The 26,069-nt window shown below is 47.3% G+C and carries 29 protein-coding genes and 8 pseudogenes; 22 read left to right on the forward strand and 15 right to left on the reverse strand.

Going from position 1 to position 26,069, the window contains the following annotated elements; all coding sequences use genetic code 11:
* Window positions 1-353 precede the first annotated feature (353 nt).
* From JCM11216_RS05255 to JCM11216_RS05275, 5 genes and pseudogenes are all read right to left on the reverse strand, one after another.
* Window positions 354-827, reverse strand: coding sequence for a hypothetical protein (locus JCM11216_RS05255; protein WP_243675266.1), 474 nt, complete (start codon window positions 825-827; stop codon window positions 354-356).
* Complete coding sequence (gene porB / locus JCM11216_RS05260; protein ID WP_054853536.1) at window positions 808-1,755, reverse strand: pyruvate synthase subunit PorB; 948 nt, start codon at window positions 1,753-1,755, stop codon at window positions 808-810. The genes JCM11216_RS05255 and porB overlap by 20 nt, the downstream gene beginning before the upstream one ends.
* A pseudogene (locus JCM11216_RS05265) lies at window positions 1,752-2,986 on the reverse strand (ferredoxin oxidoreductase). Before JCM11216_RS05265 ends, porB begins: the two are co-directional and overlap by 4 nt.
* Complete coding sequence (locus JCM11216_RS05270) at window positions 2,986-3,306, reverse strand: 4Fe-4S binding protein (protein WP_054853537.1); 321 nt, start codon at window positions 3,304-3,306, stop codon at window positions 2,986-2,988. Before JCM11216_RS05270 ends, JCM11216_RS05265 begins: the two are co-directional and overlap by 1 nt.
* Window positions 3,303-3,869 (reverse strand): 2-oxoacid:acceptor oxidoreductase family protein, encoded by a 567-nt coding sequence (locus JCM11216_RS05275; protein WP_054853538.1) that lies wholly within the window; start codon window positions 3,867-3,869, stop codon window positions 3,303-3,305. The genes JCM11216_RS05270 and JCM11216_RS05275 overlap by 4 nt, the downstream gene beginning before the upstream one ends.
* Window positions 3,870-4,202: 333 nt before the next feature.
* Between JCM11216_RS05275 and JCM11216_RS05280 the strand changes: the two genes are divergently transcribed.
* The 4 genes and pseudogenes from JCM11216_RS05280 (at window position 4,203) to JCM11216_RS05295 (ending at window position 8,024) form a co-directional block, all read left to right on the forward strand.
* Window positions 4,203-4,592: a hypothetical protein gene (locus JCM11216_RS05280; protein WP_054853539.1), complete on the forward strand. Its 390-nt coding sequence runs from the start codon at window positions 4,203-4,205 to the stop codon at window positions 4,590-4,592.
* Window positions 4,582-5,496 carry an arginase family protein gene (locus tag JCM11216_RS05285; protein ID WP_243675267.1) on the forward strand — a complete coding sequence of 305 codons (915 nt, stop codon included), beginning with the start codon at window positions 4,582-4,584 and terminating at the stop codon, window positions 5,494-5,496. Before JCM11216_RS05280 ends, JCM11216_RS05285 begins: the two co-directional genes overlap by 11 nt.
* Window positions 5,497-5,766: 270 nt before the next feature.
* Window positions 5,767-7,546: pseudogene (glyS, locus tag JCM11216_RS05290) on the forward strand (glycine--tRNA ligase).
* A gap of 41 nt (window positions 7,547-7,587) precedes the next feature.
* Window positions 7,588-8,024, forward strand: a pseudogene (locus JCM11216_RS05295) (50S ribosomal protein L14).
* Between the two features lie 35 nt (window positions 8,025-8,059).
* Here the strand turns inward: JCM11216_RS05295 and JCM11216_RS05300 are convergent.
* From JCM11216_RS05300 to JCM11216_RS05320, 8 genes are all read right to left on the reverse strand, one after another.
* Window positions 8,060-8,392, reverse strand: coding sequence for a hypothetical protein (locus JCM11216_RS05300; protein WP_054853541.1), 333 nt, complete (start codon window positions 8,390-8,392; stop codon window positions 8,060-8,062).
* A complete protein-coding gene (locus JCM11216_RS05305) occupies window positions 8,385-8,606 on the reverse strand; it encodes a hypothetical protein (RefSeq protein ID WP_054853542.1) in 222 nt (73 codons plus the stop codon). Before JCM11216_RS05305 ends, JCM11216_RS05300 begins: the two co-directional genes overlap by 8 nt.
* Window positions 8,588-8,734 carry a hypothetical protein gene (locus JCM11216_RS16610; protein ID WP_243675268.1) on the reverse strand — a complete coding sequence of 49 codons (147 nt, stop codon included), beginning with the start codon at window positions 8,732-8,734 and terminating at the stop codon, window positions 8,588-8,590. Before JCM11216_RS16610 ends, JCM11216_RS05305 begins: the two co-directional genes overlap by 19 nt.
* A gap of 80 nt (window positions 8,735-8,814) precedes the next feature.
* On the reverse strand, window positions 8,815-8,994 hold the full coding sequence (locus JCM11216_RS16615) for a hypothetical protein (protein ID WP_243675269.1): 180 nt from the start codon (window positions 8,992-8,994) through the stop codon (window positions 8,815-8,817).
* On the reverse strand, window positions 8,970-10,133 hold the full coding sequence (locus JCM11216_RS05310) for an ABC transporter permease subunit (RefSeq protein ID WP_243675270.1): 1,164 nt from the start codon (window positions 10,131-10,133) through the stop codon (window positions 8,970-8,972). The genes JCM11216_RS16615 and JCM11216_RS05310 overlap by 25 nt, the downstream gene beginning before the upstream one ends.
* Window positions 10,019-10,480: a hypothetical protein gene (locus JCM11216_RS16620; RefSeq protein ID WP_243675271.1), complete on the reverse strand. Its 462-nt coding sequence runs from the start codon at window positions 10,478-10,480 to the stop codon at window positions 10,019-10,021. Before JCM11216_RS16620 ends, JCM11216_RS05310 begins: the two co-directional genes overlap by 115 nt.
* 18 nt (window positions 10,481-10,498) lie before the next feature.
* Window positions 10,499-11,248 carry an ABC transporter ATP-binding protein gene (locus JCM11216_RS05315; RefSeq protein WP_243675272.1) on the reverse strand — a complete coding sequence of 250 codons (750 nt, stop codon included), beginning with the start codon at window positions 11,246-11,248 and terminating at the stop codon, window positions 10,499-10,501.
* Window positions 11,249-11,367: 119 nt separating this feature from the next.
* Entirely contained in the window at window positions 11,368-12,060 is a 693-nt protein-coding gene (locus JCM11216_RS05320) for a hypothetical protein (protein ID WP_054853543.1), read from the reverse strand.
* 102 nt (window positions 12,061-12,162) lie between these two features.
* Between JCM11216_RS05320 and JCM11216_RS05325 the strand changes: the two genes are divergently transcribed.
* From JCM11216_RS05325 to JCM11216_RS16630, 3 genes are read left to right on the forward strand one after another with little or no spacing between them, the layout of a single operon-like run.
* A complete protein-coding gene (locus JCM11216_RS05325) occupies window positions 12,163-13,275 on the forward strand; it encodes a substrate-binding domain-containing protein (protein ID WP_054853628.1) in 1,113 nt (370 codons plus the stop codon).
* A 5-nt stretch (window positions 13,276-13,280) separates the two neighbouring features.
* Window positions 13,281-13,733: a hypothetical protein gene (locus JCM11216_RS16625; RefSeq protein ID WP_243675273.1), complete on the forward strand. Its 453-nt coding sequence runs from the start codon at window positions 13,281-13,283 to the stop codon at window positions 13,731-13,733.
* Window positions 13,734-13,737: 4 nt separating this feature from the next.
* Window positions 13,738-14,103, forward strand: coding sequence for an ABC transporter permease subunit (locus JCM11216_RS16630; RefSeq protein WP_243675274.1), 366 nt, complete (start codon window positions 13,738-13,740; stop codon window positions 14,101-14,103).
* A 1-nt stretch (window position 14,104) separates the two neighbouring features.
* On the opposite strand, the pseudogene JCM11216_RS05335 reads toward JCM11216_RS16630, so the two are convergent.
* A pseudogene (locus tag JCM11216_RS05335) lies at window positions 14,105-16,102 on the reverse strand (3-hydroxyacyl-CoA dehydrogenase/enoyl-CoA hydratase family protein).
* Window positions 16,103-16,156: 54 nt separating this feature from the next.
* Window positions 16,157-17,104: pseudogene (gene prpB, locus JCM11216_RS05340) on the reverse strand (methylisocitrate lyase).
* 92 nt (window positions 17,105-17,196) lie between these two features.
* Here prpB and JCM11216_RS05345 point away from each other — a divergent pair.
* From JCM11216_RS05345 to JCM11216_RS05405, 15 genes and pseudogenes are all read left to right on the forward strand, one after another.
* Window positions 17,197-17,733, forward strand: coding sequence for a nucleotidyltransferase family protein (locus JCM11216_RS05345; protein ID WP_243675275.1), 537 nt, complete (start codon window positions 17,197-17,199; stop codon window positions 17,731-17,733).
* A complete protein-coding gene (locus JCM11216_RS16635; RefSeq protein WP_243675276.1) occupies window positions 17,726-17,995 on the forward strand; it encodes a hypothetical protein in 270 nt (89 codons plus the stop codon). The genes JCM11216_RS05345 and JCM11216_RS16635 overlap by 8 nt, the downstream gene beginning before the upstream one ends.
* Window positions 17,996-18,266: 271 nt before the next feature.
* A pseudogene (locus tag JCM11216_RS05350) lies at window positions 18,267-18,808 on the forward strand (SDR family oxidoreductase).
* Window positions 18,809-18,846: 38 nt separating this feature from the next.
* Window positions 18,847-19,263 (forward strand): hypothetical protein, encoded by a 417-nt coding sequence (locus JCM11216_RS16640; protein ID WP_243675277.1) that lies wholly within the window; start codon window positions 18,847-18,849, stop codon window positions 19,261-19,263.
* Window positions 19,196-20,032: an MFS transporter gene (locus tag JCM11216_RS05355; RefSeq protein ID WP_243675278.1), complete on the forward strand. Its 837-nt coding sequence runs from the start codon at window positions 19,196-19,198 to the stop codon at window positions 20,030-20,032. The genes JCM11216_RS16640 and JCM11216_RS05355 overlap by 68 nt, the downstream gene beginning before the upstream one ends.
* 65 nt (window positions 20,033-20,097) lie before the next feature.
* Window positions 20,098-20,448 (forward strand): hypothetical protein, encoded by a 351-nt coding sequence (locus JCM11216_RS05360; protein ID WP_243675279.1) that lies wholly within the window; start codon window positions 20,098-20,100, stop codon window positions 20,446-20,448.
* Window positions 20,448-21,092 (forward strand): cobalamin biosynthesis protein, encoded by a 645-nt coding sequence (locus JCM11216_RS05365; protein WP_054853545.1) that lies wholly within the window; start codon window positions 20,448-20,450, stop codon window positions 21,090-21,092. Before JCM11216_RS05360 ends, JCM11216_RS05365 begins: the two co-directional genes overlap by 1 nt.
* Window positions 21,093-21,125: 33 nt before the next feature.
* Window positions 21,126-21,800 (forward strand): precorrin-6y C5,15-methyltransferase (decarboxylating) subunit CbiE, encoded by a 675-nt coding sequence (gene cbiE, locus JCM11216_RS05370; RefSeq protein ID WP_054853546.1) that lies wholly within the window; start codon window positions 21,126-21,128, stop codon window positions 21,798-21,800.
* 44 nt (window positions 21,801-21,844) lie between these two features.
* Window positions 21,845-22,072 (forward strand): CbiX/SirB N-terminal domain-containing protein, encoded by a 228-nt coding sequence (locus tag JCM11216_RS05375; protein ID WP_054853547.1) that lies wholly within the window; start codon window positions 21,845-21,847, stop codon window positions 22,070-22,072.
* Between the two features lie 204 nt (window positions 22,073-22,276).
* Window positions 22,277-22,899 (forward strand): annotated as a pseudogene (locus JCM11216_RS05380) (precorrin-8X methylmutase).
* Window positions 22,889-23,632: a precorrin-3B C(17)-methyltransferase gene (locus JCM11216_RS05390; protein WP_054853550.1), complete on the forward strand. Its 744-nt coding sequence runs from the start codon at window positions 22,889-22,891 to the stop codon at window positions 23,630-23,632. The pseudogene JCM11216_RS05380 and the gene JCM11216_RS05390 overlap by 11 nt, the downstream one beginning before the upstream one ends.
* A pseudogene (gene cbiD / locus JCM11216_RS05395) lies at window positions 23,619-24,688 on the forward strand (cobalt-precorrin-5B (C(1))-methyltransferase CbiD). The gene JCM11216_RS05390 and the pseudogene cbiD overlap by 14 nt, the downstream one beginning before the upstream one ends.
* Window positions 24,648-24,929, forward strand: a complete 282-nt coding sequence (locus JCM11216_RS16645) for a hypothetical protein (RefSeq protein ID WP_243675280.1) — start codon at window positions 24,648-24,650, stop codon at window positions 24,927-24,929. Before cbiD ends, JCM11216_RS16645 begins: the two are co-directional and overlap by 41 nt.
* A gap of 43 nt (window positions 24,930-24,972) precedes the next feature.
* A complete protein-coding gene (locus tag JCM11216_RS16650; protein ID WP_243675281.1) occupies window positions 24,973-25,341 on the forward strand; it encodes a hypothetical protein in 369 nt (122 codons plus the stop codon).
* A 2-nt stretch (window positions 25,342-25,343) separates the two neighbouring features.
* Complete coding sequence (locus JCM11216_RS05405; RefSeq protein WP_243675282.1) at window positions 25,344-26,054, forward strand: cobalt-factor II C(20)-methyltransferase; 711 nt, start codon at window positions 25,344-25,346, stop codon at window positions 26,052-26,054.
* Window positions 26,055-26,069: the final 15 nt, after the last annotated feature.

Consider the following 26,069-nt stretch of genomic DNA (forward strand, 5'->3'; position numbering starts at 1 on the left):
TAATCTTAAGGTTACTAAGAGAACTAATAAGTAAAGGGCTGTTAAGGACTTTTATTGCTGATCAGTTCGTGAAAAGCTACCTCCGTACTGATTAGAAATAGTAAAGTTAATGCAGCGATAGTGATATCGAGCAACTAACTCATTATGTAAACTCGTACTTCATCGATTCCTCTTAATTCACCGGACCTTCTAAACTTTATCATGCTTCTTTACTCAGAATGGTCATAAGGGTCATGCGGTGGTGCCGGGGCCGGGATTTGAACCCGGGCCCCCCCCTTGCGGGGACGGGATGCCTTGGTCCTGCTCTCGAGTCCCGCGCCTTGGGCCGCTCGGCCACCCCCCCGGCGGTTGTTTTACTGTGTTTTTCGATTTAAAGCTTTTGCTACTATTTCCTGGCATGCCTTGTTATCTATTTTCATGTAGCTTCTTGGTGGTTTTATGTTCAGCTTCCTTAATTCTTCCATCGTCACTGCATTTGGTAATATTGTTGGATTTAACACTTCAAGTATGAGTATTTTCCTCCTCGACCTTAGGTACCTGGTCATTACGTACTCCAGGTTGTCCCTGGGCATGTCACTGCACCTATTGTTTAATATGCCCATTAATTCACTCGGCCTTACTACGATTGAGTCACCAGCTATGAAGAACCCCTTAACAGCCTTCACGGGGGGGCTTGAGTAATAAACCAGGACAGTATCGCCCCTACCTATTGGGCTGTTAAAGGTCCTGACCTCGCATTTCTTACTGCCTACTAAAATTTCATCTGCAAATTGTGGTTTTAATGACATTAGGAAGCAATTCATGGTTTTAACCAAAGGCCTTGGCAAGCCTTGCTAGGTAGTCCCAGTACTCATCGATCTCCTTCTCAATCTCCTTAATGTCCTCCTCCGTCAAGTGCGCAAACCTACCCTGCCTCTTCAGGTACTCAATTATTGGCTTTCTCTTCGACTTATCGAAGTGGGCGTTGCTTGGTGGGTTGAACCTTATCCTGCCGTGGTCCCACTCGTACAGTGGGAAGTAGCCTGTTTCCGTGGCTAGCCTGGCTATTTCTACGGTCATCTCCTCCGGGTAGCGCCAGCCTGGTGGGCATGGTGCTAGTACGTGTATGAAGGCTGGACCCTCATCGAGGTAGTCAAGGGCTGTCTTCACCTTGTTTGCCAGGTCTATTGGGTAGGCTATGTTTGCTGTGGCTGCGTACGGTATGTGATGCCCAATGACTATGCTCATTATATCCTTCTTCCTCTGAACCTTACCCCTCAACTTACTACCCACTGGCGAGGTCGTTGTCCAGGCAAAGTGCGGCGTTCCTCCGCTTCTTTGTATTCCTGTGTTCATGTATGCCTCATTGTCGTAGAGTACGTATAGGACGCCGTGACCACGCTCAAGCATACCACTGAGGGCCTGCAAACCAATATCATAAGTACCACCATCACCAGCAATAACCATTACCTTAGCCTTAGTATCAAGGATACCCTTCCTCCTAAGCACCTTTAACGCAGACTCCACGCCCGATGCCGCCGCGGCCGAGTTCTCAAAGGCCACGTGCAGGTAAGGCACGCTCCATGCGGTGTATGGGTACGAAGTCGTAGTCACCTCAATGCAGCCTGTGGCATTAACCACAATCACGTCTGGCCCGGCCGCCTTAAGTAGCCATCTAACGGCTATTGAAGGACCACAGCCGGCGCAGGTCAACTGTCCAGGACCGTAGTACTCATCTAATGGTAAGTCCTTTATTGTCCTGAAGTACACCTTCATGCTTCACCACCTCTTAGTCCCATGAATATTGTCTTCCTTGGGTATTCACCAGTCCTTGCGTACTCATCAAGCGTTTTATAAAGGTTATAGAAGTCATCAACAAGCATAGTCCTTTGGGATATGCCGTGAACCACGGAAACCACGGGCTTATCAATACCCCTACTGTATAGTGCAGAGACTACGTCATTGAATACGGGGGGGCCCTCGTATGTATTGCCAGGCGATAATGCCCTATCAATAACAGCTACCGCCTTGGCGTCCTTAATGGCATTGACTACCTCATCCGTGGGAAACGGCCTAAACAACCTTATCCTTAAAACACCAGCCCTTAATCCCTTTTCCCTGGCCCTTATGGCTGCCTCCTTTGCGTTACCACTTGATGCGCCTCCATAGGTTATTAGTACGTAGTCCGCATCATCAATCATATACCTCTCTACGACATCATAATTTGTTCCGAAGGTCTTATTGAAATTATTATGGACCTCCTTGATTATGCTCTTTGATTCCTTAAGCGCGTTAAGTACTTGGTACTTGATTTCGTAGTACCAATCAGGGCTTGCGATAACTCCTATGGTTATTGGCTTCCTTGGGTCAAGCCTATGCCTATTTAGGTTCCTTGGTGTGAATTTCCTGACGTAATCCTCGTGGTAAATCTCCACTGGTTCTGTGGTGTGGCTCATTAGGAATCCGTCGTAGGACACCATGACTGGCAGGAGAACCCTGCTATCTTCCGCGATCCTATACGCCATGATTATCGAATCATAAACCTCCTGAGCCGAAGAAGCAATAAGCATTATCCAACCAGCATCCCTGGCACTCATTATGTCCTGGTAATCACCATGAATACTTATTGGTGCTGATAACGCCCTACCAGGGACGGCCATGACTATCGGAAGCCTTAAGCCAGACGCTATGTAGAGTACCTCATGCATGAATTCAAGGCCTTGAGCCGACGTCGCAGTAAACACCCTGGCGCCAGTTGCTGCCGCGCCAACAACAGCGAGAGTGCACTATGCTCAGACTCCACCGGTATATACTCGGCATCTATCTCGCCATTAGCTACGAACTCGGCCAACTTCTCTATAATAGTGGTCTGTGGCGTTATTGGATATGCGGCAATAACGTCAACATCAACAGACTTAACTGCATAAGCTGCTGCATAGTTTGATGTTAATCCAAGTCTCTCCTTAACGACCTCCTCCCTAACACTTAAGGCTTTAGCAATTGCCATCATCCAGTCACCTCGGGTACCATCTTTATTGCCTTGGTTGGGCATTCGTGGGCGCATATTCCGCAGCCCTTGCAGTGGTCATAATCAATCTCGTAGGTCAAGTCGTACTTCCTACCTGACTTTGTTGTGTAGGGCTTCTTCAACTCGAGTATTGCCGGCTCTGGACAATACATCCAACAAATCCTACACCTAATGCACGCATCCTGATCAATAACAGGCCTCTCAGTCCTCCAAGAACCGGTTAGGTTTCTACGTGCATTACCTGGCTCAACAATGGCGCCGCCTATTGGTAAATCCTTCCAGGTTAATTGCCTCATCATAGCACGATCACCTCGGCCACTTTATAAGCCTCTTCCAGAGCCTCCACGTTTGATTTACCGAGCCTCTTGCCAAAGGTCTCTAGTACTAACTCCTTGACAGTGTCAATATCCACTAGGTCAAGAACCTTAAGCAACGCACCAAGCATTGTAGTATTCACTATCGGCTTTCCCAAGTATTTCGTGGATATTTCATACGCATTCACATAAACAACCTTACCGCTGAACTTACCTATGGACTGCCTAACATCATCAATGCTTAATGCATTAATGACTATGTAATTCTTCGTTATCTGCGGTATATTAAAGACACTTAATAACCTAGTATCAAAGACCACAGATATGTCTGGCCTCTCAATGGGTTCCCTGGCAAGCACAGATTCCCTGGACAACCTAACATATGCCCTAACTGGTGCACCCCCCCTACGCTCAGCGCCGTACTCAGGGAATGAATTAGCAAATAAGCCACGCCTAATGGCCGCCTGAGCAATAATCTGCGCCGCGGTCACAGCACCTTGCCCACCCCCCCTACCAAAGAACGTGATCTCCACCATCGAACTGCTCATTCTTGGTCAATGACCCGTTATAGAGCTCCTTTATAAACCCTTTATTCTATATTCTCATAAATAAGGCATTGAGAACAATTGCTTAAAAAATAGGATTTGCCCCCCCCTGCATGCACCCACACCACTGGGTCCCAGCCGGCCCGGTTTCGCGGGTCGTTGGGTGGCCCAATGGCGTGAATGCAAGGCAGGTATGGGCTCTATCATTGTCTTTAACTGTTTTATTAAAATAGATTTTTGTAAAGTAGCTCTTGAGTATTATTAGACTTTATGAACTTTTTATGTGGTTTTAATTATAAATTTAATAAAAAGGCACCTTTAACACGTGGTCGCGACATGAATCCGGTAATATGTACTACGATTGATGAGGATTTATCCCTTAATATTTTCTCTAGGGCTAAGTACCTTGTTTTAATTAAGAATGGTGAGATCATTCATAGAGAGGCTAATCCTGCCCTGAATTCCATAAGTAAGAGGCCGACTGTTGCGAGGAGGTGTGTGGAGCTTGGCGCTAATGTTGTTATTGCATCGCATGGTTCATTATGTTATCCATCATATCAAATACTGAGGAGAGCCGGTGTTGAGATTTACGTTGTTGATGCTGGTAAAAGGATCGATAGTGATCTCATAAAGGTAATTAAACCCGTAAATCTGGGTGAGGTTATTTATTCGAGCCTTCTGGCAGTAAGGGAGAGAATCATGGAGGTGTTTTCCCATGGGCAGTGATATTGACTTCTACGTTAGTTCCCAATACACATTATTTGGAGTACCGAAGTGCGGTTCTGGCATTCCAATACTTGGTGTGCCGATTGAGGACACTGTCAGCTTTAGGCCTGGCACACGGTTTGCACCAGGGATCATTCGCTACTGGAGTCAGTACTTCGAGTTTACACCAACAGAGGACTTGGGCATTGATGTACTTAGTAAGGCGTGCGACTTAGGTGACTTAACATTACTCCAGGGTGTTGTGGACGTAAATGTGGATAGAATTAGGTCCGTTATTAAGGAGACCATTGACAAGTGGGGTAGGATAATTAGTATTGGTGGTGAGCACACAATGAGTCTTGGCACTGCTAAGGCGGTGAATGAGTCCCAGGTTCATATGGTATTTACGTTCACGTTGATGCGCACCTGGATTCGAGGGAGGAGTGGCCGGTGGGGGCAGTCCCTATCACATGCCACATTTGTCAGGCACCTAGTGAGGCATGTTAAGCCCCCCCAGTTAGTTATCTTCCTTGGTTTTAGATCGTATGATAGGGAGGAGATCAGCTTTGCGAGGGGTCTTGAAAACTCCATATTACTATCAACCAGGGATATCAAGTTAATGAACGACCATGAACTTAGGCTTCTCATTAGGGGTGCTATTGACAGTTACGCAGGGCCAATCCACCTTAGCATCGATGTTGATGTTCTAGATCCATCAATAATGCCAGGTGTTGGTAATCCTGAAGGTTTCGGACTCAGTTATGGCGAGCTCTTGAGAATCGTTAAGGCAATCCTCGACTACGGTGGTTCCAGGGTTAAGGCTGTGGATATTGTTGAGTATTCACCACCCAATGATCCAGGATTAATGTCGTTACCTACAATTATTAAGTTGATTCTTGATGTGCTTAATTACATACATACTTAAGGCCCGGCCTTCCAGGTAGAGGTGCACTTCGTGCATTATTATGATTATTTTTTCAGTTTCCAGCTTGGTCATTCCAGTTGCCAATATTGGCAAAGGAATACTACCTATATAACAAGGTGTAGATTTAGCGGAACGCTTGGTTTAGGGTCATAAGGAAAAGTAGAAATAAAATACTACCGCGCTGGTCAACAATTCAATTACCCACCCTAAAAGATGAGAGGATACCATCTGTGAAAATTATTTAAATATGCCCAGTAATTATCGCGACGAATGGATCTCGAGAAATTCCTGGAGTTAATGAGTGAGAGCGGATTCTTCTACCCGAGCTTTGAGATTTATAGGAGTAAGGCAGAGGTTGGTGGTTTCTATGATTATGGACCACTCGGTGTCGAGTTGAAGAGGAATATTATTGAGAAGTGGCGCAGGGTCTTCATTTACCCATACCAGGACTTCATAGTTGAGGTGGAAACACCGGTAATAATGCCGAAGATAGTCTTTGAGGCCAGCGGTCACCTTGAGCACTTTACGGATGCAATCGTCGAGTGCACCAAGTGTGGTCGTAAGTTTAGGGCTGATCACCTAGTAGAGGAGGAGCTAGGTAAGAGGGGGGGTATTTCCGTAAAGACTGAGGGCTTAAGTCTTAAGGAGCTTGACGAATTAATTAGGAAATACAACATTAAGTGTCCGGTTTGTGGCGGCGAGTTAGGTAGTGTTAAGCCTTTAACTTGTTATTCCAAACCACAATAGGGCCCTACAGCGACAACATTGGTTACCTAAGGCCTGAGACTGCCCAAGGGAATGTTCGTGTCATTCCCAAAGGTATTCAACCTAATGGTAGGAGGTTGCCGCTCGGCATTGCCCAGGTTGGTAAGGTTGGTAGGAACGAGATATCACCTAGGCAGGGTCTGATTAGGCTTAGGGAATTCACCCAGATGGAGATTGAGTTCTTCTTCGACCCAGAAAATGCCAAGTGCCCGTACCTCGACGAACTCGATGTTAAGTTGAGGATAATACCGGAGAAGGATGTTGCGGCTGGCGTTAAGGAGCCCCCCCGTGAGTTCAGGCCTAGGGAGGCTGTTGAGAATGGCATTGTGCCAAATGAGTGGATGGCGTTCTTCATGGGCTTGGCCACGATTTACATGAATGAACTCGGCATACCACTTGATCACCAGTACTTCCTTGCTAAATTGCCCGAGGAGAGGGCTCATTACTCAGCGGCTAGCTTTGACCAGATGGTCTATAGTGAGAGGTTTGGCTGGGTCGAGGTTAGCGGCCATGCATATAGGACGGATTATGACCTTAGTAGGCACGCTAAGTATAGTGGTTATGACTTAACTGTCGAAAGAAGGTTAACCACGCCAAAGGAGGTTGTTGAGGTTAGGGTTTACCCAAACCCACAGAGGGTTAGGGAGGCCTTCGGTAGTGAGATGCCCAGGGTTATGCAGGCCATTAGTAGGCTGATCCTAAATGGCTAATTAATGAACTCAATAGTAGGGGTAAGGTAATCATTGATGGATTTACCATAACGAGCGATATGGTTTTCATTAAGGAGGAGAGGAGGAAGGTTCATGTCGAGAGGTTTATCCCGCATGATATCGAGCCGTCATTTGGCGTTGATAGGATAGTTTACGTAACCCTGGAGCACGCCTACACTGAGGTTAATGGAAAACCACTGCTTAAGTTGCCACCAGATATTGCGCCTATAAAGGCCGTGGTTTTACCCATAATCAGGAAACAGGAGTACGTGAGTATTGGTAAGAGAATATTTAGGGAGTTATCATCAGTGGGTATTAAGGCTATTTATGATGATGACGGGGCAATAGGTAGTAGGTACGCTAAGTATGACTCGGTTGGTGTACCGTTTGCAATAACGATAGATGATAAGACGCCGATCGATGGCACGGTAACGATTAGGGATAGGGATACGAAGGCGCAGATTAGAGTTAAGGTAAATGATGCTATTAGGATTATTGCGGATGCCATTTCAAGGAAGCTATCAATAATGGATATTGCTAGGTCAATGGGTCTTCAATTAATCATCAGGGAATAAATAGATAAGCTTAATAAGCCAAGTCTCAGCCTGCATTATCAATGGCGAAGAGGGGGGGTGGTGCACGTCAGGTAGGTGTTAGCTGGAGATTCCATAAGACACCCGGCATATTCATGAATAGCTAGTTCCTGTTGCGGATAATAGTGGCGCCAAGCTTGTTAGGGTTATAGGCATTGTTGGGCATACTGCCAAGCCCGTTCATAGGGAGATACCTGGAGCCTCCGTGGGTGACATGGTCGTTGTGAGTGTTGTTGAGGGTAAGCCTGAGGTTAGGAAGCAAATACTTAGGGCCATCGTAATTAGGCAGAGAAGGCCGTATAGGAGGCCTGACGGTACCTGGATAGCCTTTGAGGATAATGCCGTGGTTATTACTGATGAGAACGGCGCACCAAAGGGTAGTGAGATACATGGTCCAGTGGCTATGGAGGCAGCCCTTAGGTGGCCCGGTATCTCAAACCTAGCAACAATAATAATATGAGATTAAACCAAAACCTTAAGTATTGATTTAACTCATTAGGCCTTCTTCTGTAATACGACCCTGAGCACGTTGGCCCTTGCTTCCTCTGAGGTAACTTCATAGTCGTACTGTGTGACGAAGCCTCTAATAAATGCCAGGAGCGCCTTATTACCAATGTCGGTGGTGCCGCTAGGCCCTATAGCCATTAACTCAATGGAATTAGGACCTAACTTCTTAATCTCAACGTGCCTAACGGCCAGTAATCGACTAATCCTTGATATAGCCTCAAGAAGTCCCTCAAGATCTTCAAACTCCATCTTGACTAATGCACCAACTTGGTGACCATATTTCTCATAGATACTCCATAGCTCGTTCACGGCCTTACCCACCTCCCCTTATCTCGCTTGGTACCCTGTCATCATTGGAAAGGTTAATTAATGTAGATATTATGTGGGTGCAAACCTCCTCAATTAACTTCATGGGCATTGGTATCACATCCATTGAACTAAGGATTTTATACAATCTCCAGAAGTAAATTAGGTCTGACGGTTCAAAACCATCCTTAATGAGTTCGGTTGTTAATTTCAATCCCTCGCCAGCCACGTGGAATAACGTCCTCCCCCCCTCGTCTTGGCCACACGAGAGAGCTCTGACGCTATGGTTTTTGGCACCATAATGGTGGTTCTCGAGTACGTCTCCTCGGAACCTTGTTCCTGGTTTTCCTTAGCCATAGCACTTCTATTTACATGTATGCATTAGAATACTTATAAGCCTTATTGCACGCAATTAATGATGATTAACGTGAAATAACTCAAAGCGTTATTGCGCCCTCAAGCCTATACCTCTCCCTGGCCAACTTGAATAATTTCCTCCAGAGGAATATGCTAAGCAGGATTACGTTTATGGCAAGTATTAGGCTCATGGCCTCAAGACCAACTATGTTACCTATCGCCGTGTAGTAATCCATTAGGGCAGTGTATCCATGGACCATGTATACCTGCCCATTAAGTCCCTGAATATACTCGGCAACCTCAAGGCTCCCCCCCATGTCGAACCAACAGTACTTGCTAAACCCGTTATTGTTGCCGGCATCGCACCTGGGATCGCCAACCTTCTAAGTTTCTGCCAGGTACTTAATTTGAGGTTCTCGGCCACATCCCAAAGGCTCCTGGGTATGGTTTTCATGCCCACGTACATGTTGTAGATCACGTACCAAGCAGTGCTTAAGTAAGCTACTAGGAATACTAATAATTCAAGGGATGCGTAAAGCCCTAAGATGATGGTTAAGTACGTTATAAATGGAATGGCAATTAGTGGTAAGTAGGCTGACACTGGTATTGATGCCAAGTCCTCAAGTATCGGCAGCAACACCGCCTCAATTTTCCTGTGAGTAATCATTAAGTAGTTAATGGGTATTGCGGTGATTATCGATGCAACGGTTACCATGGCGATTCTTAACCAATCAAGCCCAAGATAATAAAGATAAAGTAAGCCATATTCATATAAATTAACCATTATTGGAACCCAAGTCGTTTGCCAAGTCTCATAAATTGAATACGTCATTAAGCCAATGATTATTGCTGCCGTGGTTATTCCTACGTACTTCTCAGTTCTCGTTATTATATTCCTGGGCCTTGGTCTTACCAGTAATCTATGCCTAACGGCATAGCCTGAGGCCCTAACGAATATGGGCATTATTGCATCCTCAACAGCCGCAACCCTCCTTAGATACCTCATATTCCTAGCCGCCAAGGACTTAACACGGCTCGTTATCACCGGTCTCCTAATTCTAGTCCTGGTAACCTCCATGAATGGGTCATAACTATACTTAACAGCCCAGTTAACAAATGGCCTAAGTACGCCAAACAATGCGGCAGTCACCATAATTACCAATATACTGAGCCCTACAAATGCGGCAGTCCACTCACCCCCCCTACTTGTCCATGACGCCACCAACGTCCCTATGCCAAAGACCGAGTACTGCGTTGTACCCAGCGTAATCACCTCACTAACCACTATGTAGAACAGGGCATCGGCAAAACTGACAAGGACATTACCGGCGACCCTGGGCATCGTGACCGGTATGTATAAGTACCTAAACCTACCCCCCCAGAAACTGAGGTTAAACATCTCGGCGGCATCCTCAAGCGACTGGGGGGCGCGGTTTTTATAGCCTCATACTCACCGACCCATATGTTCCAGACAACGGCTGTGAATACTAGGAAGTCCACGGCTAACTCAGTGCCTATGTAACCACCTATTGACTTAACGAAGAAAACCAGGACTATTGGGAAGAACGTAATTACGGGCACAGCCTCAAGTGTTTGGGTGATTGATAGGAATATCCTCTCAAAGAGTCCACTCTTGGCCGCGGCATAACCAAGGAACCAACCAAGCACTATACCCAACACTATCGTTAATGCGACCCTACCGAACGTGGCGAGTGTTGCTAAGAACGCTATAAGGCTATGGACCAAATGTCCATAACCATCGCCCTAGACCTTAAGGCTTATTGAAAGTAATGAGTATAGCCTGTCTAGGTAGTCCTGAAACTCAATATCCCTTGTATTCCTGGGCCTAGGCAACTTAACCTCAACCTCAGCAATGATACTCGCCGGTCTTCCGCCAAGTATTATCACCCTATCACTCAGCTCCACGACTTCCTCAAGGTTATGGCTAACCATAATTATTGCCTTCACCGTGGACTCCTCATTAAATACCATGTTATAAATCTCAGCCCTCAAACCCTCGGCTGTTATGGCATCGAGATTCGCGAAGGGTTCGTCCATCAACAAAACCACTGGCTGTGCTGCCAATGCCCTTGCAATGGCGACTCTCTGTTTCATACCACCACTCAACTCCCTTGGGTAGTAATCCTCAAATCCACCGAGACCAACAAGCTCTAGGTATTTCCTGGCGATTTCCTTTTTAACCTCTTTGCTAAGGTCCTTCCTATGAAGTAATGCCAACTCCACATTTTCGAGAGCCGTAAGCCACGGGTAAAGGGCAAAGTCCTGAAATATCATGGCAAGCTTAGGCGTTGGTCCCCCCCTAACCTCCTCACCCATAAGCAATACCTTACCGCTGTCAGGCCTTCTCAAACCAGCTATTATCCTAAGTAATGTGGTCTTCCCAGTACCCGTTGGTGCAACTATGGATACGAACTCATGAGAATAAACCTTAAAGTTAATGCCCTTAAGGACCGGTATAGGCCCCCTTCTCAGTCCTGTAGCTATAGCTAACATCAATAACCTCAAGGATCGGTTCCTTTACCGTTGCAATTGTCCCACCATGATGGCAGATAAGAAAATCACTTAAAAAGCTTATTCCGTGAAAATCTACCTAATGATAGTTTAATATATAGTTATACAGAATTTTCAATACTTATATTTTCAATGTTAAACTCTCTATAAGATTCCTTGAAATAAGTTCTAGGCATATCACCCAATTCAGCCCTGCCAAGCAACTTAACCTCTATTAACCGTATTAGGTGCACTAACCTAAACTTACCAAACATCAAAGTCTCATTAGCAATATCAATTATACGCCTTAGGTCCTCCACCGGTACTATTAGCCTGCCATTAATAACTATGGGAACCTCAAAACGGTCCTCACCCTGAACCTCAACCACAACACCATCATGAGCCACCGAGTAAATACCACTATGCTTAAAACCAGCCTCCCTCGCAATCCTTAAGATCTTTAATGCACCATTTAGATCCCTAGCCACGAAGTGCATTATCGGCGCCCTAACGAGTAACCACACGTCACCATCACTAATTCCATTAATGACACCGATAATCTCACCGTAAGTGACAGGCCTATGCCACTTAGCAATGAATTTAAAGAGTCCCGAACCCTTTGAGTAACTAAGCCGTGAGGCCTTAGCCAGGGCAATACGGCCACTACAACTACTCGTTGTGTAGTAATCATTCAAGGACTTATTAAAGGCCAGTAAGAAGTCGTAAATGTCAAAATCAACCCTATGCTGACTCCCCTCCTCAATCAATCTCTTAATGAACACCGATTTACGCGCATCGAAGTTTGTCCTTGTCATCCTGCGCAATACTTCCATCATTAATTAATTTAAAATACTTTATACGATCAGATTAATCGACTCACCCATCTTAAAATAGGCGCATTAGGGCGTTATAACGTGATGAGGACCGGCGTGTTAGTTCCGGTAATGGTATCACTAATGATAGGATTACTAATAGGGTATTCAATACCGACGATTCAACATGCTCAACAAGTAACTAAACCAACGGCTCCGCAAACCCTAAGCGTCATAACGGCCTCGCTGTACGCACAATTATTTAGGGAGGCAGGTAAGGAGTTGGGTATTAACGTCGTTGTAACTGGCATGGGTTCCGTACAGGCGGCTAGGCAGGTTATCCTAAACCCAAGTGGTTACTCGATTTATGCAAGTATAGACCCATACATACTAACGTCACTTCTATACCCAAGCAACATAACGAGTTGGTACATAGCCATTGCCAGTGACCAAATGGTCATTGCCTACTCACCAGACATGCCCAAGCCCCTATTGGACATAGTAAGCAATTTAACAGCAACCGAGAAGAGGGCATTGAGCGAGGGTAATTATACCGAGGCCATGATGATAACGAGGGAATTCCTTAACCTTGTGTTCTCTAACGAGACGTTTAACCTAGCCCGTGAGTACGGGACCTACGCGGTAGGTACATCAAATCCAAACACAGACCCTGAGGGCTATAGGGCATTAATGGTGCTCCAATTAACAGGTATTTACTGGGGTTTAGGCAGGAATTACTACATTGACCTATTTAACTACGCAAATAGCACGGACAACGTATATGAGGTGCTCGCTGGCAGTGAGTTGTTTGGTCCCCCCCTAGAGACAGGTAAGGTTTGGTTCGACATTGCGATTTATAAATCCTCAGCCGAAAGCACTGGGCTACCCTACTTCCCATTGCCACCTCAGGTCAACCTGAGCGACCCTGCGTATTCGAAGTACTATAGTGAGGCTTACGTGACCATAGTGGTCAACGGGCAGAGCCTAGTGGTTAGGGGTGCACCAATTCAGTTAGCCCTGACAATACCTAACCAGGCACCCAATGAGGCATTAGCCGAGGAATTAATAATATACCTAATGACACCAGGCGGTCAGGAATTAATGAGGAGCCTTGGAATTAGACCATTAACACCGGCAATATTTTATGGGAATACAAGTGCAGCCCCGCCGCTTATTAGGATACTTGTCAACTCCTCATTGCTTGAGTACGGTGGTTAATGGTGATGGGGGGGTTGGACAACTCAAGGCATGCATTCACACCGTTTATAGTACTCATGTCGTTAATGCTATTGTTACCAATAGCCGTACTGCTGTACGAGGGTTCAAACAATTTATTAAGTGCATTCACGAGCACGTTATTCATTTATGGTGCCCTAGTGACATTACTTGGTGCCTCAATAGCGGCTGCATTGACGTTAGTGCTCGGATTGCCAACGGCTTATGCCATATCCCGTGGATTAGTACCTAAACCCCCCCTCGATAGTATTGTTGGTGGTCTTTTAACGAGCCCATTAACCATACCCCCCCACACAATAGTTGGCTTATCGCTCTTAATACTTGTATCGCCAATCTCGCCAATACCCATAATAAGTAAATTACCGCTCATGGATACTATATGGGGGCTTAGTCGCCGCCTATTTCATAGTTTCGGCGCCAATAACCATAGGGGCCCTTAGACAGGTGTTTGATAATCTCGACCCAGTCTATGAGTATGTGGGCCTAACCCTAGGGCTTAGTCAGTGGGGTGTCTTTATGAGGGTTGTTATTCCAATGACGCGTAAGGAGTTAATATCCTCATTCCTACTTGCATGGGGTAGGTCAATCAGTGAGTTTGGCTCAATAGTCATCCTAGCTTACTACATAGTTAACCCACCACTGTTTAATTACGTATACCCACTGCCAATATTGATTTGGTATTCATATGAGGTTTACGGCCTACCCTTAGCTCTTGGTTATGCATCCGCATCGTTGATAATCTCCATAATAATTATAGTACTGATTGAATTAATAAGTGGTGGGGGGGTTGCCAGGTTTAAACTTTGGTAATTTACTCACCGGTAAACCTCGGCCTTCTCTTCTCTAGGAAGGCCTTGACACCCTCCTGCGCGTCCTTAGTCGATATCGCCACGCCGAATAATGAGGCTTCATTGCTTAGTGCGCTCCATATTGGAGCTTCATAACCGTAATTAATCGCGTATTTGGCTAGCATGAGCGTTAATGGCGGCTTTGAGGCCAGTTCCTTAACCCACCTCATTACCTCATACTCAAGGGCATGCTTTGGCACGACCCTGTTGACAATGCCGTACTCAAGAGCAGCCTTGGCGCTTACCTGCTTACCCGTGAGTATCAACTCCTTACTAATGCCCAGGTTAGTCAACCTGGTCAGTCTCTGCGTGCCTCCTGCACCCGGTATTATGCCCAGGTTAATCTCAGGCTGACTAAGCAATGCATCCTCACTCGCCACCCTAATGTCACAGGCCATGGCAATCTCCAAACCGCCACCAAGGGCATAGCCATTTATCGCGGCAATCACAGGCTTCGTGTAGTACTCAATCTCTAGGGTCATTGAGTGATAATGCCTCATTGCCTTGAACATCTGCATTGGCGATGCACTCTGGAATTGATTAATATCCGCACCTGCGCAGAACGCCCTACCACTGCCCGTGATAACCACAACCCTAATCCTTGGGTCATCCTCAATGCTCCTCAGCGCATTAACAATCTCGTCAGCCATCCTTGGGGGGGTTAGCACGTTTAATTTATCGGGCTTGTTCAGGATTATCCAGCACTCGGCGGGTCAATCCTGAGCATTATCTCGTCATACTTCCTAAACTCAACCTCGGGGTACTCCCTAAAGCCCTTACCGCTCTTCCTGCCTAACCTACCCTCCCTAACATAATTAATTAGTAACGGTCAGGTTCATACTCCTCCCAACCACTGACGTTCCTAAGCTGTGTTAGGGCGTCAACAATATTGTCAATACCAGTCTCATCGGCGAACTCCGACAATCCCCCCCACGGGTAATTAAGGCCAAGCTTCACGCTCTTATCGATATCATCCACGGTAGCCACGCCCTCCCTAACAAGCCATGCTAATTCATTAATGGCGGGCACCATTAACCTAACAGGGTCAAGCTCAAGCCCCCCCTGCTCGGGCAGTATCCTGGGCTTCACGTACTGCCCAGGCCCCGGGTACTTATAGAAGCCTTCACCGGACTTAACACCAAGCTTACCCTTACTCACTAAATCCTCGAGTAATGGGCAGGGATGGGCCTTGAACCCTCTTTCAGTCATTGCCTTAACAATGAAGAGGCTTGTGTCGAGGCCTATGTAATCGAGTAGTTCAAATGGCCCCATTGGTAGGCCGAGGACGTTCCTCGCCATGGCGTCCAGGTCAATTATCTTAACACCCTCCTGCGTTACTTCACGGCATGCCTCAAGCATCACCCTAAACAATACCCTATTAACTATGAATCCAGGTACGTCCTTATTAACCACGACCGGCTCCTTATTGAGTATCCTAGTTAACTGAACCGTTATCTTAACAGTCTCATCACTTGTGTACTTACCCCTGGTTATCTCCACGAGCTTCATGAGTGGTGGCGGATTCATGAAGTGCATGCCGATGAACCTCTCCCTACGTGACGTGGCCTCGGAAAGCTCGGTTATTGGTATGGTACTCGTATTAGACGCGAATATTGCATGGGGCGGCGCGTATTGATCAGCTCCCTGAATATATTCTTCTTTAATTCGGCGTTTTCAGGCACGGCCTCAACCAGGAAGTCGATGTCCTTAACGGCCTCGGAAACCTTTGTGGTTGTGTGTATCCTGGACATTATTGAATCAGTACCCTCCCTCAACTCACCCCCCCTCCTGCTGAGTTTCTCGAGACTATCCCGAATCCTATTAAGGGCGTTCCTCAAGATTTCGTCTGATACGTCCATGAGGTTAACCTCAAAGCCCGCCATTGCGAAGACCTCTGCGATGCCGTGGCCCATCGTACCTGCTCCTGCAACTGCGATCCTCTTAATGTTAAGACTTGACATATTAACAATGGTTTTAATTAAAAACTATTTTAGCATTACCATGGTCCACGTAGGTTACTTCTCCCTAAGTTTCAATTTATTAGCAAATTCCTTACCTACCCTCTCGTTTAAGTCCTTATCCCAATTCTCATAATCCCAGTAATGAATTACCTCATATTGTTCCTGCCTACTTATCATCCTACTGAGCAGGTCCTTCTGGGTGCCCTTCTCCTTAAGCTCGATCAGCGCATCCTAACGGCCTTCATGGCAACCCTGAATGTCGTCACGGGGGGAATATCACTATCTTATAACCCATCTCCTCAAACTCCTTGGCCGTTATGTAAGGCGTCTTCCCAAACTCAGTCATGTTGGCGAGCAATGGCACCTTAACCTCCCTGGCAAACCTGGCAAACTCCTCCTTACTCTCTAGGGCCTCAGGGAATATTACGTCTGCCCCAGCCTCAACATATGCCTGAGCCCTCCAAATCGCCTCATCAAGCCGTAAACACCGCGGGCATCCGTCCTAGCAATAATTAAGAAGTTCTCATCCCTCCTCGCCTCAACAGCAGCCCTAATCTTCTTAACCATCTCATCAGCAGGAACCACGTGCTTACCACTTAGATGACCACACTTCTTGGGTAACTCCTGATCCTCGATTTGAATTGCCGAGGCCCCTATCGACTCGAACTCCCTCACGGTCCTAACGACGTTAAGCGTCTCACCAAAGCCCGTGTCTGTATCGACAATGACGGGTATGTCAACGGCATCCGTAATGTACTTAGTAAACCTGACCAACTCATCGAGGGTGAATACGCCGAGGTCGGGTAAACCCAGGGAGCTACTGAAGGCTGCGCCAGAGACGTAGAGAGCCTCAAAGCCCAGTTGCTGAATCATTAGGGCAACAAAGGCATCGAAAGCCCCCCCTGGCGCAATGACAATGCCAGGCTTTGACAGCCTCTCCCTAAACCAAGCCCTAACCTCCCTGGGATCCCTCTTATTCCTTCTTAATAATACAGCATCCATCATCGCGCTTAATCAATAATCCCTTAATAAGTAATTCCATGAACAGTTAAAACTCAGCTTTATTACCCACCCACCATTATAATGACGCTGTAATGCGTAGCACTAGGTCAATATTCGGTAGAAGAGGCATACGTAGGTTACCGCCGGATCGAGCTAAGGATAGGCTTGAATTAATCATAGACCTATCACGCGCCATAATGAGGAGGGGGGGTGATGTGTGTATTACCAGTGAGCATTTAATCATTAATAACTGGTCATTATTCACCCGCTACCTTATTAATTGCGTCAATGATGATTGTACATTAATGGCTATCAGGGTTGATGAGGGGCAGGGAAACACATTGCTGAGCTTCCTGGCCAGGGTTAATAATAGGCTTGAGTCTGAGGGTGTGGGTAGAGTCATTATTGTTGGTGGCTTTGCTGCCGAATTATACAGTGGCGGTATTTACAGGACTGGGGGGGATGTCGACGTAATTATTGATTCCAGGGATTCGGAGAGAGCCATGGGCATACTTTATGAGGAGTTGGGCCGTATAAACGCAAGGAGGGAGGGTAGGGTGTGGGTTAGTGATTACTTCGGGGGGGTTTTGGCTCTAGACGTGGTTGGGGGGGGTGACCTACGTGGGTAGGGTTAAGGTGTTGAGGGTGGGTGATGGGCATGTTTATGTTGAGTCGCCTGAGGATAACGTGGTTACGAGCCTAAACGCCTGTGTTTATTGTTCATCAGACGCTGACTGCGAGAGGGCTGCGGCGGTTCTGGCTACTCAATGGGGGGGCGGTGTGGATTGGAATTACTTAATCGATAGGGCGAGGCGTGAGGGTGTTCTTGACAAATTGAATGAAATAAGGAGAACAATAGAGGAGAGATTCAGAAGGTATCAGGAAAAGTGAGAAGAGGAGGAATGCCTTTTACCACTGGCCGTCACTGAGTCATTAATGGGTAAGCTCAGGGATAGGGTAATACTGGTTACGGGGGGGGCTTCCAGGGGGGGCATTGGTAGGGCCATAGCAGGGCAGTCGCTGAGGAGGGGGGGGCCAGGGTAATAATAAACTATAGGTCCTCAGCCAGAGAGGCCGAGGAATTAATGCTCAAATTAAGAAAGAACGGCCTTGACGCAGCCATAGTTAGGGCTGATGTATCCAGGAGGATGAGGTCAAGTCGATGTTTGAATTAATTAGGAGGGATTACGGAGTACTACATGGAATAGTCAACAATGCAGGCCATGGCTCCGCAACCATCTGGAATAGGGGATTCCATGAATTAACCTGGAACGATTTTGAGGAGATAATTAATGTTGATTTGAAGGGCACATTCCTATGCAGTAAATTTGGCGTTGAGTTGATGGGGGGGATGGCGGTTCCATAGTCAATGTGGCCTCAATAACCGCGAGGACCGGCGATACCACGGGAATACCCTACCTAATTGCTAAGTCTGGTATAATAGCCCTCACCAAGTCCATGGCCCTCTCACTGGCACCTAGAATTAGGGTGAATGCCGTAGTACTCGGTAGCATCGAGACCGGTTGGGTTAACTGGTTAAGTGGTGATGAGGTTAGGAAATTGATTAGTTACATACCCATGGGCAGACTTGGCAAGCCCGAGGAGGTGGCTAAGGCCGTAGTCTTTCTACTTAGTGATGACTCATCATTCATAACTGGACATACGATCGTAATCGATGGTGGTGAGTGCACGGCATGTGACTAAGCACTCCTTTAATAAGTGATCCTGTAAGGTGATGATGAATGCGTAGGGATATCGCATTGCTAATTACGTCTAGGGCCATTAGGAGCCTGGCCTTTGGTTACTTAACATTTATAATACCACTATATCTGAAGTCCATTGGATTCTCGGCAACACTCATTGGCCTCTACTTCCTCGTTGCATCAATATCCTCAGCAACCCTAGTGCTTATTTCTGGGTTTCTCGGTGACTTAATAGGTAGGAGGGATGCCCTCATCATAATGTCGAGCTTATTCATGATTTCCATGGCAATCTTCAGTGCGACGAATAATAAGGCCCTACTTTTCATAACGTCAGTACTCGGTACAACCACAGGAAGTGCCGGCGGAGGGGGGCGCCGGCGGTGGACCTGTGGCTCCATTGCAGACATCATTGCTTGCGGACAATACGGAGCCCATGGAGAGGACCAGGGTCTTTAGCCTTACCACGTCAATAGCGCTATTCTCATCGTTAATGGGCTCCCTAATATCCTACACAATACTGAGTATGGGCCTTGGCGACTTAACCCTCTTTAGATTATCCCTCGCATTGAGCGTTATGTCAACGGCATTACTCGCCCTAGTCAGGAGGGATAAGCCTCGAATTAAGTACTTAGGTATCAATGAGGTCCTACCCAGGAGGTCCTCAAGGCCAATAACGAGGATCGCCATTGCAGGATCGCTGGGGGGGAGTCTTGGTCTTGGCATGGTGACCCCACTACTGCCATTATGGTTCAGGCTATTTCTTCATGCAAGTGAGATTGAGATTAACGAGGTATATACGGCGTCTTACGTAGTGTCGATAGTCCTCACGTTGTTGGCTAGGAGGGTCGAGGGCCTAATGGGCCGTGTAAGGGCCATATCACTGCTCAGGTCCCTCTCGGTATCCCTATTCATAGTAATGGCATTCATACCGATACTCATTATTGACGCCGCACTCTACGTAATTAGGGTCGCCCTTTACATGATAACTATACCCCCCCTACGCCAATCACTATCGATGGAATTAATCGATGAGAGCGAGAGAGCACGGGGGGGATTATCAATAACCGGACTCGCACGTAGGGTCCCGTATGGCCTGGGCAGCACTATAGCTGGGTTGCTCATGGATTATGCAGAATTCTCGCTATCAATGGTGCTGGGAGGCGCCATAGCGTTGCTCGACCCAATACTCTACTACGTGTTCTTTAGGCATTATGATGGTGAGTAAGGTATTGTTTATTAATTTTGGGCGTGTATTTGTAGTGCTTATAAATAGGATTGTTATCCTACATCGTGTCGGCTCTGGAGAGGTTATGGAGAGGTGTGCTTATTGTTTATGCTAGCAATGCCGGTACTAATACCGCCAATAGGCTATTTAAGTTGTTGAGGGGGGGTGTTGGTGTACCGACGGTGGTGATTAAGTATGACGGTGATTTAGGCAGGTACTGGGGGGGCTGTTTTGACGCCATAGTCCTCGTGATGGCGTTGAGCGGTGCCGTCAGGCTAGTTTGTAAATACGCTAAGTCTAAGGTTGTGGATCCAGCCGTAGTTGCCATTGATGATGGGGGGGGTAGGTACGTAATACCTATATTGGGCGCCATTGGGGGGGTGCCAACGAGATCGCTAAAGCAATCGCTGAGTTAATGGGGGCCGAGGCCGTGATAACCACGGCGGCCGAGTACATGGGCATTACGGGCATTGAGGAACTAGCCAGGCTTCTTCATTGTGACATTATCAATACTGAGGAATTACCAAGTTTTTACTCAGCGCTCCTCGGTGGTAAACCAGTATGTATCGTCGGCATAGATAAATTACCAAGTAGGGTCAAGGGTAACTACATGGTTGGGCTTAATACGGAGTGTGAACACGCCGTGGTAGTGGGTGATCCTCAACAATCATTAGGGGGCATCAAGGCGTTGCGGTGCATGCCGTATAAGGTGATCATTGGGGTTGGGCTTATGAATGAGGCCGGTGTTGATGAGGTAATTAAGGCCATAAGAGCTGCGTTGGACAGGCTCGGCATTGAAGCCGATAGGGTCTTAACCGTGGCCTCAATAAAGCCAAGGGTCGGCGAAGCAGCCAAGGCATTGGGCTTACCCTTTAGGTTAGTAGGTGTTGATGAATTGCGGAGAATCGATTACGGATGCGCCACACCGCCAAGTGATGAGTTAAGAAGGCTAGGCATTAGGGGTGTTGCTGAGCTTGTGGCGTTAGCCGCGGGAGGAACCTCGCTGTTACTTAGGAAGATCGTTGTTGGGAGGGTCACGGTGGCCGTGGCGAGGGTCTAACGCTTATAAGCTGGACATTAAGTCACGCCTTAAATGCTATACATAATCGGCACTGGACCTGGCGACCCAGGGCTAATAACCGTTAAGGGTCTTAACGTACTACGCTCAGTCAATGTGGTGGCCGGTTGGGGCAGTGTGCTTGATAGATTCAGTGAATACCTCGTTGCTAAGAGGATCATTAGGCTTAGTTATAGGAATGAGGCGGAGGGCCTTAAGGAACTGATGACCAGCGCGATCAATGGTGATGCGGCACTGTTAATACATGGGGATCCCTCGGTATCGGAATCGCAATTAATGTCCAAGATAACGCAGCTATGCAGGGAGTACGGGGTTAATTACGAGGTCATACCAGGCGTCTCCTCAGTAAATGCGGTATTGGGGGGGTTACTGGGTATTGACTTGGACTCCTCCGTATTTATATCCCTGCATGTGAGGGGGTCTTTAGACGATAGGCTGGAGGAGCTTAAAACAATATTAAAGGTGCTGAGGAGGTACATCGTTGTACTACCACCTCCATACCCGCATGGGCCACGGCTGATCGCTAAGTCGCTTTTGGATTTGGGTTGTGACCCTGAGGTCATAATAATTGAAAGAGCCACGTATAACGACCAAAGAATTATGAGGACAAAGGCCTCAAGCATCATAAACTTAAGTAATGAGTTTAGTGATTTATCAATAATGGTAGTACCACCATGTGATCGTGGTTAGTAATTCTTTTAAATAGGATATATGTCCGGGTTTTTAAGTAGGATATGAATCCTACATCGGTACTCGTAATAACCCATGGGTCCCGTAGATCTGAATTCCTAGATTGGTTTAATGATTTGGAGCACTACATTAAGGGTAGGTTGGGTGGCTTAGGTTCAATAGCTCATGTTAGTATTGCTCATAATGAGTATTCAAGCCCTAACTGGAGAGATTCATTAAGGGAGCTTCTTCGCTCTGGTACCAAGCGCGTTGTGATCGCCCTAGCTTTCTAGGCCCTGGTAATCACGTGATTAGGGACATAATGGGGGTCCCTGGGTGTTCAGGAGTTTAATAAGTGGGTTAGGGCATCGTGGGGGTGGTTACGAGTTTGAGGTTTACGTTACAAGGCCGCTAATTGACTCGGTACTTGTTAAGGAGGCGTTGCTTATGAGAATAGTCAACGCCCTGAACACATCCGTGGACATGGTAGGTACATCATGGATCCCGAGGAGATTGAAAGAAATAGTCTCGATAAGGTGGTTGAGTTGGTCCGTAGAGAGCTTGGTACTAACAATGAATCAATTATTAGGCTTGTGGCCAAGGCCGTGTTTGCCACCGGCAACCCCCCCACCCTTATTAAGTACATGCATGTGGATCCCGAGGTATTTAATGTATTTAGGGAATTAATGAATGGTAACGCCACGGTAATTGCTGATGTTAAAATGGTGGCGGTCGGCGTGAGGTGGAGCAACACCGTGACCTTGATAGACGATGTGGAAGTCACAAAGTTAGCGGTGGAACTCGGAATCACGAGGACCGCAGCATCAATGAGGATAGGGCTGAGCAGATTCAAGCCCGCGATTCCAATTATCGGTAATTCACCCACGGCCCTTATCGAGGTAATTAAGATGATTAGGGAGGGCTTGGAGGTCCCCCCATGGTAATCGCGACGCCGCCGGGCTTCACTAACGCCGTGGACGCAAAGGAGGAGTTAATCAGGATGGGGGGGATACCTAGCGTGGTCATGAGGGGGGGTACGTATGGGGGGGGTAGTAACGTGGCTGTGGCCGTATTTAATGAATTACTAAGCATTGTAAGGGAGGGGGGGCATGGCGGGTAAGCTCTACATAGTTGGTGTCGGGCCAGGAAGCCCTGGGCTAAGGACTGTGGCCGCAATTAATGCAATCAGAGACAGTGATGTAATTATTGGCTATAACACGTACATAAATCTAATTAGCGATTTAATTAATGGTAAGGAAGTGATTAGATCAAGAATGCATGAGGAGGTCATGAGGGCTAAGCTTGCCATTGAGAAGGCCCTCAATGGCCATGTAGTCTCGCTGGTGAGCGGTGGCGATCCCCAGGTCTATGGATTGGCGAGCCTCGTCCTCGAGTTAATAAGCAAGGAAGGGCTCGACTTGAGGCCTACCGTAATACCTGGAGTCACCGCGGCCCTCGCGGCGGCCGCCAGGTTGGGCGCGCCTCTCAACATGGACTTCGCGGTTGTAAATCTAAGCAATCTATTGGTTAGTGATGAGGAGATTATGATGAGGATTAAGGCGGCGGCAAGCGGCGACTTCGTGATTGCTCTGTACAACCCGATCAGTAAAGACGTACTTATCAAAGCCATGAATCTAATATCTATGTTTAGAAATGCATCAACGCCGGTGGGTATAGTCAGGAATGCCTATAGGGATGGCGAGTTCGTGATAACGACAAACTTAGGTAACTGGATGAGGTATTTAGAGGTCATAGATATGAATACGACATTAATAATAGGTAACTCAAGAACCTACGTTTACAGAGGACTCATGATAACGCCAAGGGGGGTTACAGGGTATGAGCGTGATTGAGTATTTCAAACGCTTCGGCATAACCACGGGGGGGGCAGCGGCTGCGGCTGCCGCTAAGGCAGCAACCATTGCATTAATTAGGGGGGGTATTACGCCCAGTAGCGTCACAATACCAACGCCTGTTGGGCTTAGGCTTGAGGTCTTCATTGATAGGGTCTTTACGATTAACGATTACATATGCGCCGACGTGCGTAAAATCGCCGGTGATAACCCAGACAGCCTAAATAACGCGGTGATTAGGCCTGCGTCCGTTCAATAAATGAACAAGTAATAAAAATCAGAGGTGGGCATGGCGTGGGTAAGGTCGTGAGGCCAGGTTTAAGCATCCCCCCCATGGGTGAACCGGCCATTAGCCCCCCCACGGCTAAGCTCATGATTGAAAGTGCCGTTAGGGAGGTCGTTAATGCCGGTGTTGAGGTCATGATAGAGGTACCCAATGGCGAGGAGTTGGCCAAGGCAACAATGAATGAGGACGTCGGTATAGTCGGTGGCATATCCATACTTGGGACGACTGGGATTGAATGGCCTGTCAGCAATGAGACCTTCATTCAGCATATCAAGGCCCAATTAACGGCATTAAGGGGGGGTAAGTACGATGGTGTAGTGATTGCCTCCGGGAATAGGGCTGTTAGTTACGCTAAGGCGATTTACAGGATGCCCGTGGTTAAGGTAGGCGACCTAATAGGCACCTCTGTTAAAGAGGCCATCGGGCTAGGCTTCCATAGAGTCGTCATTGCGATGCTGCCTGGCAAGGCCGTTAAGTTGGCGGCCGGTTTAATGAATACGCATAGTTCAATTGGAGATGCGCGTATTGAGACGATTACCTGGGCAGCAGTAATGGCGGGGATTAATGGAGAGTTATTACGGAGGATCGCGGCCTCAAAGACTGTTGGTGAGGCGGTGCATTACCTCGGTGATGCGGCGGGTAGGGTTATGAGGGTGATAGCCGAGAGGGCGTTGGGCAGGTTAAGGAGGTTGGGCAATGCCTCTCTTGAGGTCGTGATATTTAGTGAGGATGGGGGGGAGGTACTCGCGAGGGTTAATAGCCATGACTAGCCCTGCCTGGCCCTACATAACTCCTGGAATACCTGATGAGCTGTTTGAGCGTGTTGAGGGCATACCAATGACTAAGGAGGAGGTTAGGGCGTTAGTAATTTCTAAGCTTAGGCTGAGGGGGGGACTCGAGGGTTCTGGATATTGGTTCAGGGACTGGCTCGGTTGCTGTGGAGGCTGCCCTAATAGCGAGGAGGGGGCCTCGTATATGCTATTGATAGGGATGAAAGAGCAGTTGAGTTGACCCGTAGGAATGCCATGAGGTTTGGCGTGATGATAGGGTCATTGTGATACATGGCGAGGCACCAGAGGTCCTGGACAAAGTGCCTAGTGAGGTTGATGCAGCGTTCATAGGTGGTAGTGGCGGTAAGTTGAGGGATATAATCACTGGTACATGCGGTAAATTGGCCGTGGGTGGCCGTTTAGTGATTGACGTGATAACCCTAGAGAATGTATCGCTCGCTTTAACTACAATGGTTGAGTCAGGCTTCGTAAATGTGGAGGTTACCGAAGTCGTGATAGCCAAGGGTTTAAGAACCAACCTAGGCACTGCGATGCTCTCGAGAAACCCAATATTCATAATAGTCGGTGAGAGAGACAGATGTCAATCAACGCATTTAATGGCGAGTATTAAGGATGCCATTAAACGGTGGTGATAATGATGCACGAAAAAGGCGGCAATGAGGTACCTAGGCTATACATCATTGGGCTGGGGGGGCCGGGTGACCCAGGTTTAATCACGGTTATGGGTGCTGAGGTCCTCCGCCAGGTTAAGCTAGTTTTCATACCCCCCCATTCCACCGGTAGCAATAGGAGCTTGGCGTATACAATAGTTAGTAGGTACGTGAGTCCTGATGCCCAGATAGTATTCCTGGGGTTCCCAATGGTTAAGGAACCAAGCGCCGAGACTTTAATGGCTAATGCGAGCGTGATATGCGATGGGTTACGTAGGTACGGTAGTGTGGCGTTTGTGGTTCTTGGCGACCCATCGCTATATAGCACCTTCTACCGGGTTAAACCATTCATTAATTGTGACTATGAACCCATAATCATTCCTGGGGTCTCCTCAATAATGGCCTGCGCCGCCAAGGCTGGTGTTAATCTAGCCATAGGCGGTGAGTCTATAGTCATACTCGTGGGCGATGATACCGAGAGGTTAACGAGGGCTATGGACTTCGCCGACACGATAATAGTGCTTAAGGGCAACACCGACATGGGCGGTATAGCGGCATTACTTAGGGATCATGGGTATTCCGTGACCTACGCCAGGAGGTGCTACATGGATGGCGAGTTAATAATTAAGGAGCCAAGCGGTGAACTGCCTAGGGACTATTTCTCGCTTATCATTGCTAGAAGGATTTATAAATAGGATTTACATCCTACA

Source organism: Vulcanisaeta distributa JCM 11216 (assembly GCF_001315985.1).
Taxonomy (GTDB): domain Archaea; phylum Thermoproteota; class Thermoprotei; order Thermoproteales; family Thermocladiaceae; genus Vulcanisaeta; species Vulcanisaeta distributa_E.

Excerpts from the sequence above, each read along its gene's own strand:
- porB (WP_054853536.1), bottom strand. The coding sequence starts at position 1,755 with ATGAAGGTGTACTTCAGGACAATAAAGGACTTACCATTAGATGAGTAC.
- JCM11216_RS05285 (WP_243675267.1), top strand. The coding sequence starts at position 4,582 with ATGGGCAGTGATATTGACTTCTACGTTAGTTCCCAATACACATTATTT.
- JCM11216_RS05310 (WP_243675270.1), bottom strand. The coding sequence starts at position 10,133 with ATGTTTAACCTCAGTTTCTGGGGGGGTAGGTTTAGGTACTTATACATA.
- JCM11216_RS16610 (WP_243675268.1), bottom strand. The coding sequence starts at position 8,734 with ATGGCTAAGGAAAACCAGGAACAAGGTTCCGAGGAGACGTACTCGAGA.
- JCM11216_RS05280 (WP_054853539.1), top strand. The coding sequence starts at position 4,203 with ATGAATCCGGTAATATGTACTACGATTGATGAGGATTTATCCCTTAAT.
- JCM11216_RS16640 (WP_243675277.1), top strand. The coding sequence starts at position 18,847 with ATGCGTAGGGATATCGCATTGCTAATTACGTCTAGGGCCATTAGGAGC.
- JCM11216_RS05375 (WP_054853547.1), top strand. The coding sequence starts at position 21,845 with ATGAATCCTACATCGGTACTCGTAATAACCCATGGGTCCCGTAGATCT.
- JCM11216_RS05390 (WP_054853550.1), top strand. The coding sequence starts at position 22,889 with ATGGCGGGTAAGCTCTACATAGTTGGTGTCGGGCCAGGAAGCCCTGGG.
- JCM11216_RS16625 (WP_243675273.1), top strand. The coding sequence starts at position 13,281 with ATGGGGGGGTTGGACAACTCAAGGCATGCATTCACACCGTTTATAGTA.
- JCM11216_RS05325 (WP_054853628.1), top strand. The coding sequence starts at position 12,163 with ATGAGGACCGGCGTGTTAGTTCCGGTAATGGTATCACTAATGATAGGA.
- JCM11216_RS05315 (WP_243675272.1), bottom strand. The coding sequence starts at position 11,248 with ATGTTAGCTATAGCTACAGGACTGAGAAGGGGGCCTATACCGGTCCTT.
- JCM11216_RS05405 (WP_243675282.1), top strand. The coding sequence starts at position 25,344 with ATGATGCACGAAAAAGGCGGCAATGAGGTACCTAGGCTATACATCATT.
- cbiE (WP_054853546.1), top strand. The coding sequence starts at position 21,126 with ATGCTATACATAATCGGCACTGGACCTGGCGACCCAGGGCTAATAACC.
- JCM11216_RS16645 (WP_243675280.1), top strand. The coding sequence starts at position 24,648 with ATGGGGGGGAGGTACTCGCGAGGGTTAATAGCCATGACTAGCCCTGCC.
- JCM11216_RS05320 (WP_054853543.1), bottom strand. The coding sequence starts at position 12,060 with ATGACAAGGACAAACTTCGATGCGCGTAAATCGGTGTTCATTAAGAGA.
- JCM11216_RS16615 (WP_243675269.1), bottom strand. The coding sequence starts at position 8,994 with ATGGTCCATGGATACACTGCCCTAATGGATTACTACACGGCGATAGGT.
- JCM11216_RS05365 (WP_054853545.1), top strand. The coding sequence starts at position 20,448 with ATGGGGGCCGAGGCCGTGATAACCACGGCGGCCGAGTACATGGGCATT.
- JCM11216_RS05270 (WP_054853537.1), bottom strand. The coding sequence starts at position 3,306 with ATGATGAGGCAATTAACCTGGAAGGATTTACCAATAGGCGGCGCCATT.
- JCM11216_RS05345 (WP_243675275.1), top strand. The coding sequence starts at position 17,197 with ATGCGTAGCACTAGGTCAATATTCGGTAGAAGAGGCATACGTAGGTTA.
- JCM11216_RS05275 (WP_054853538.1), bottom strand. The coding sequence starts at position 3,869 with ATGAGCAGTTCGATGGTGGAGATCACGTTCTTTGGTAGGGGGGGTGGG.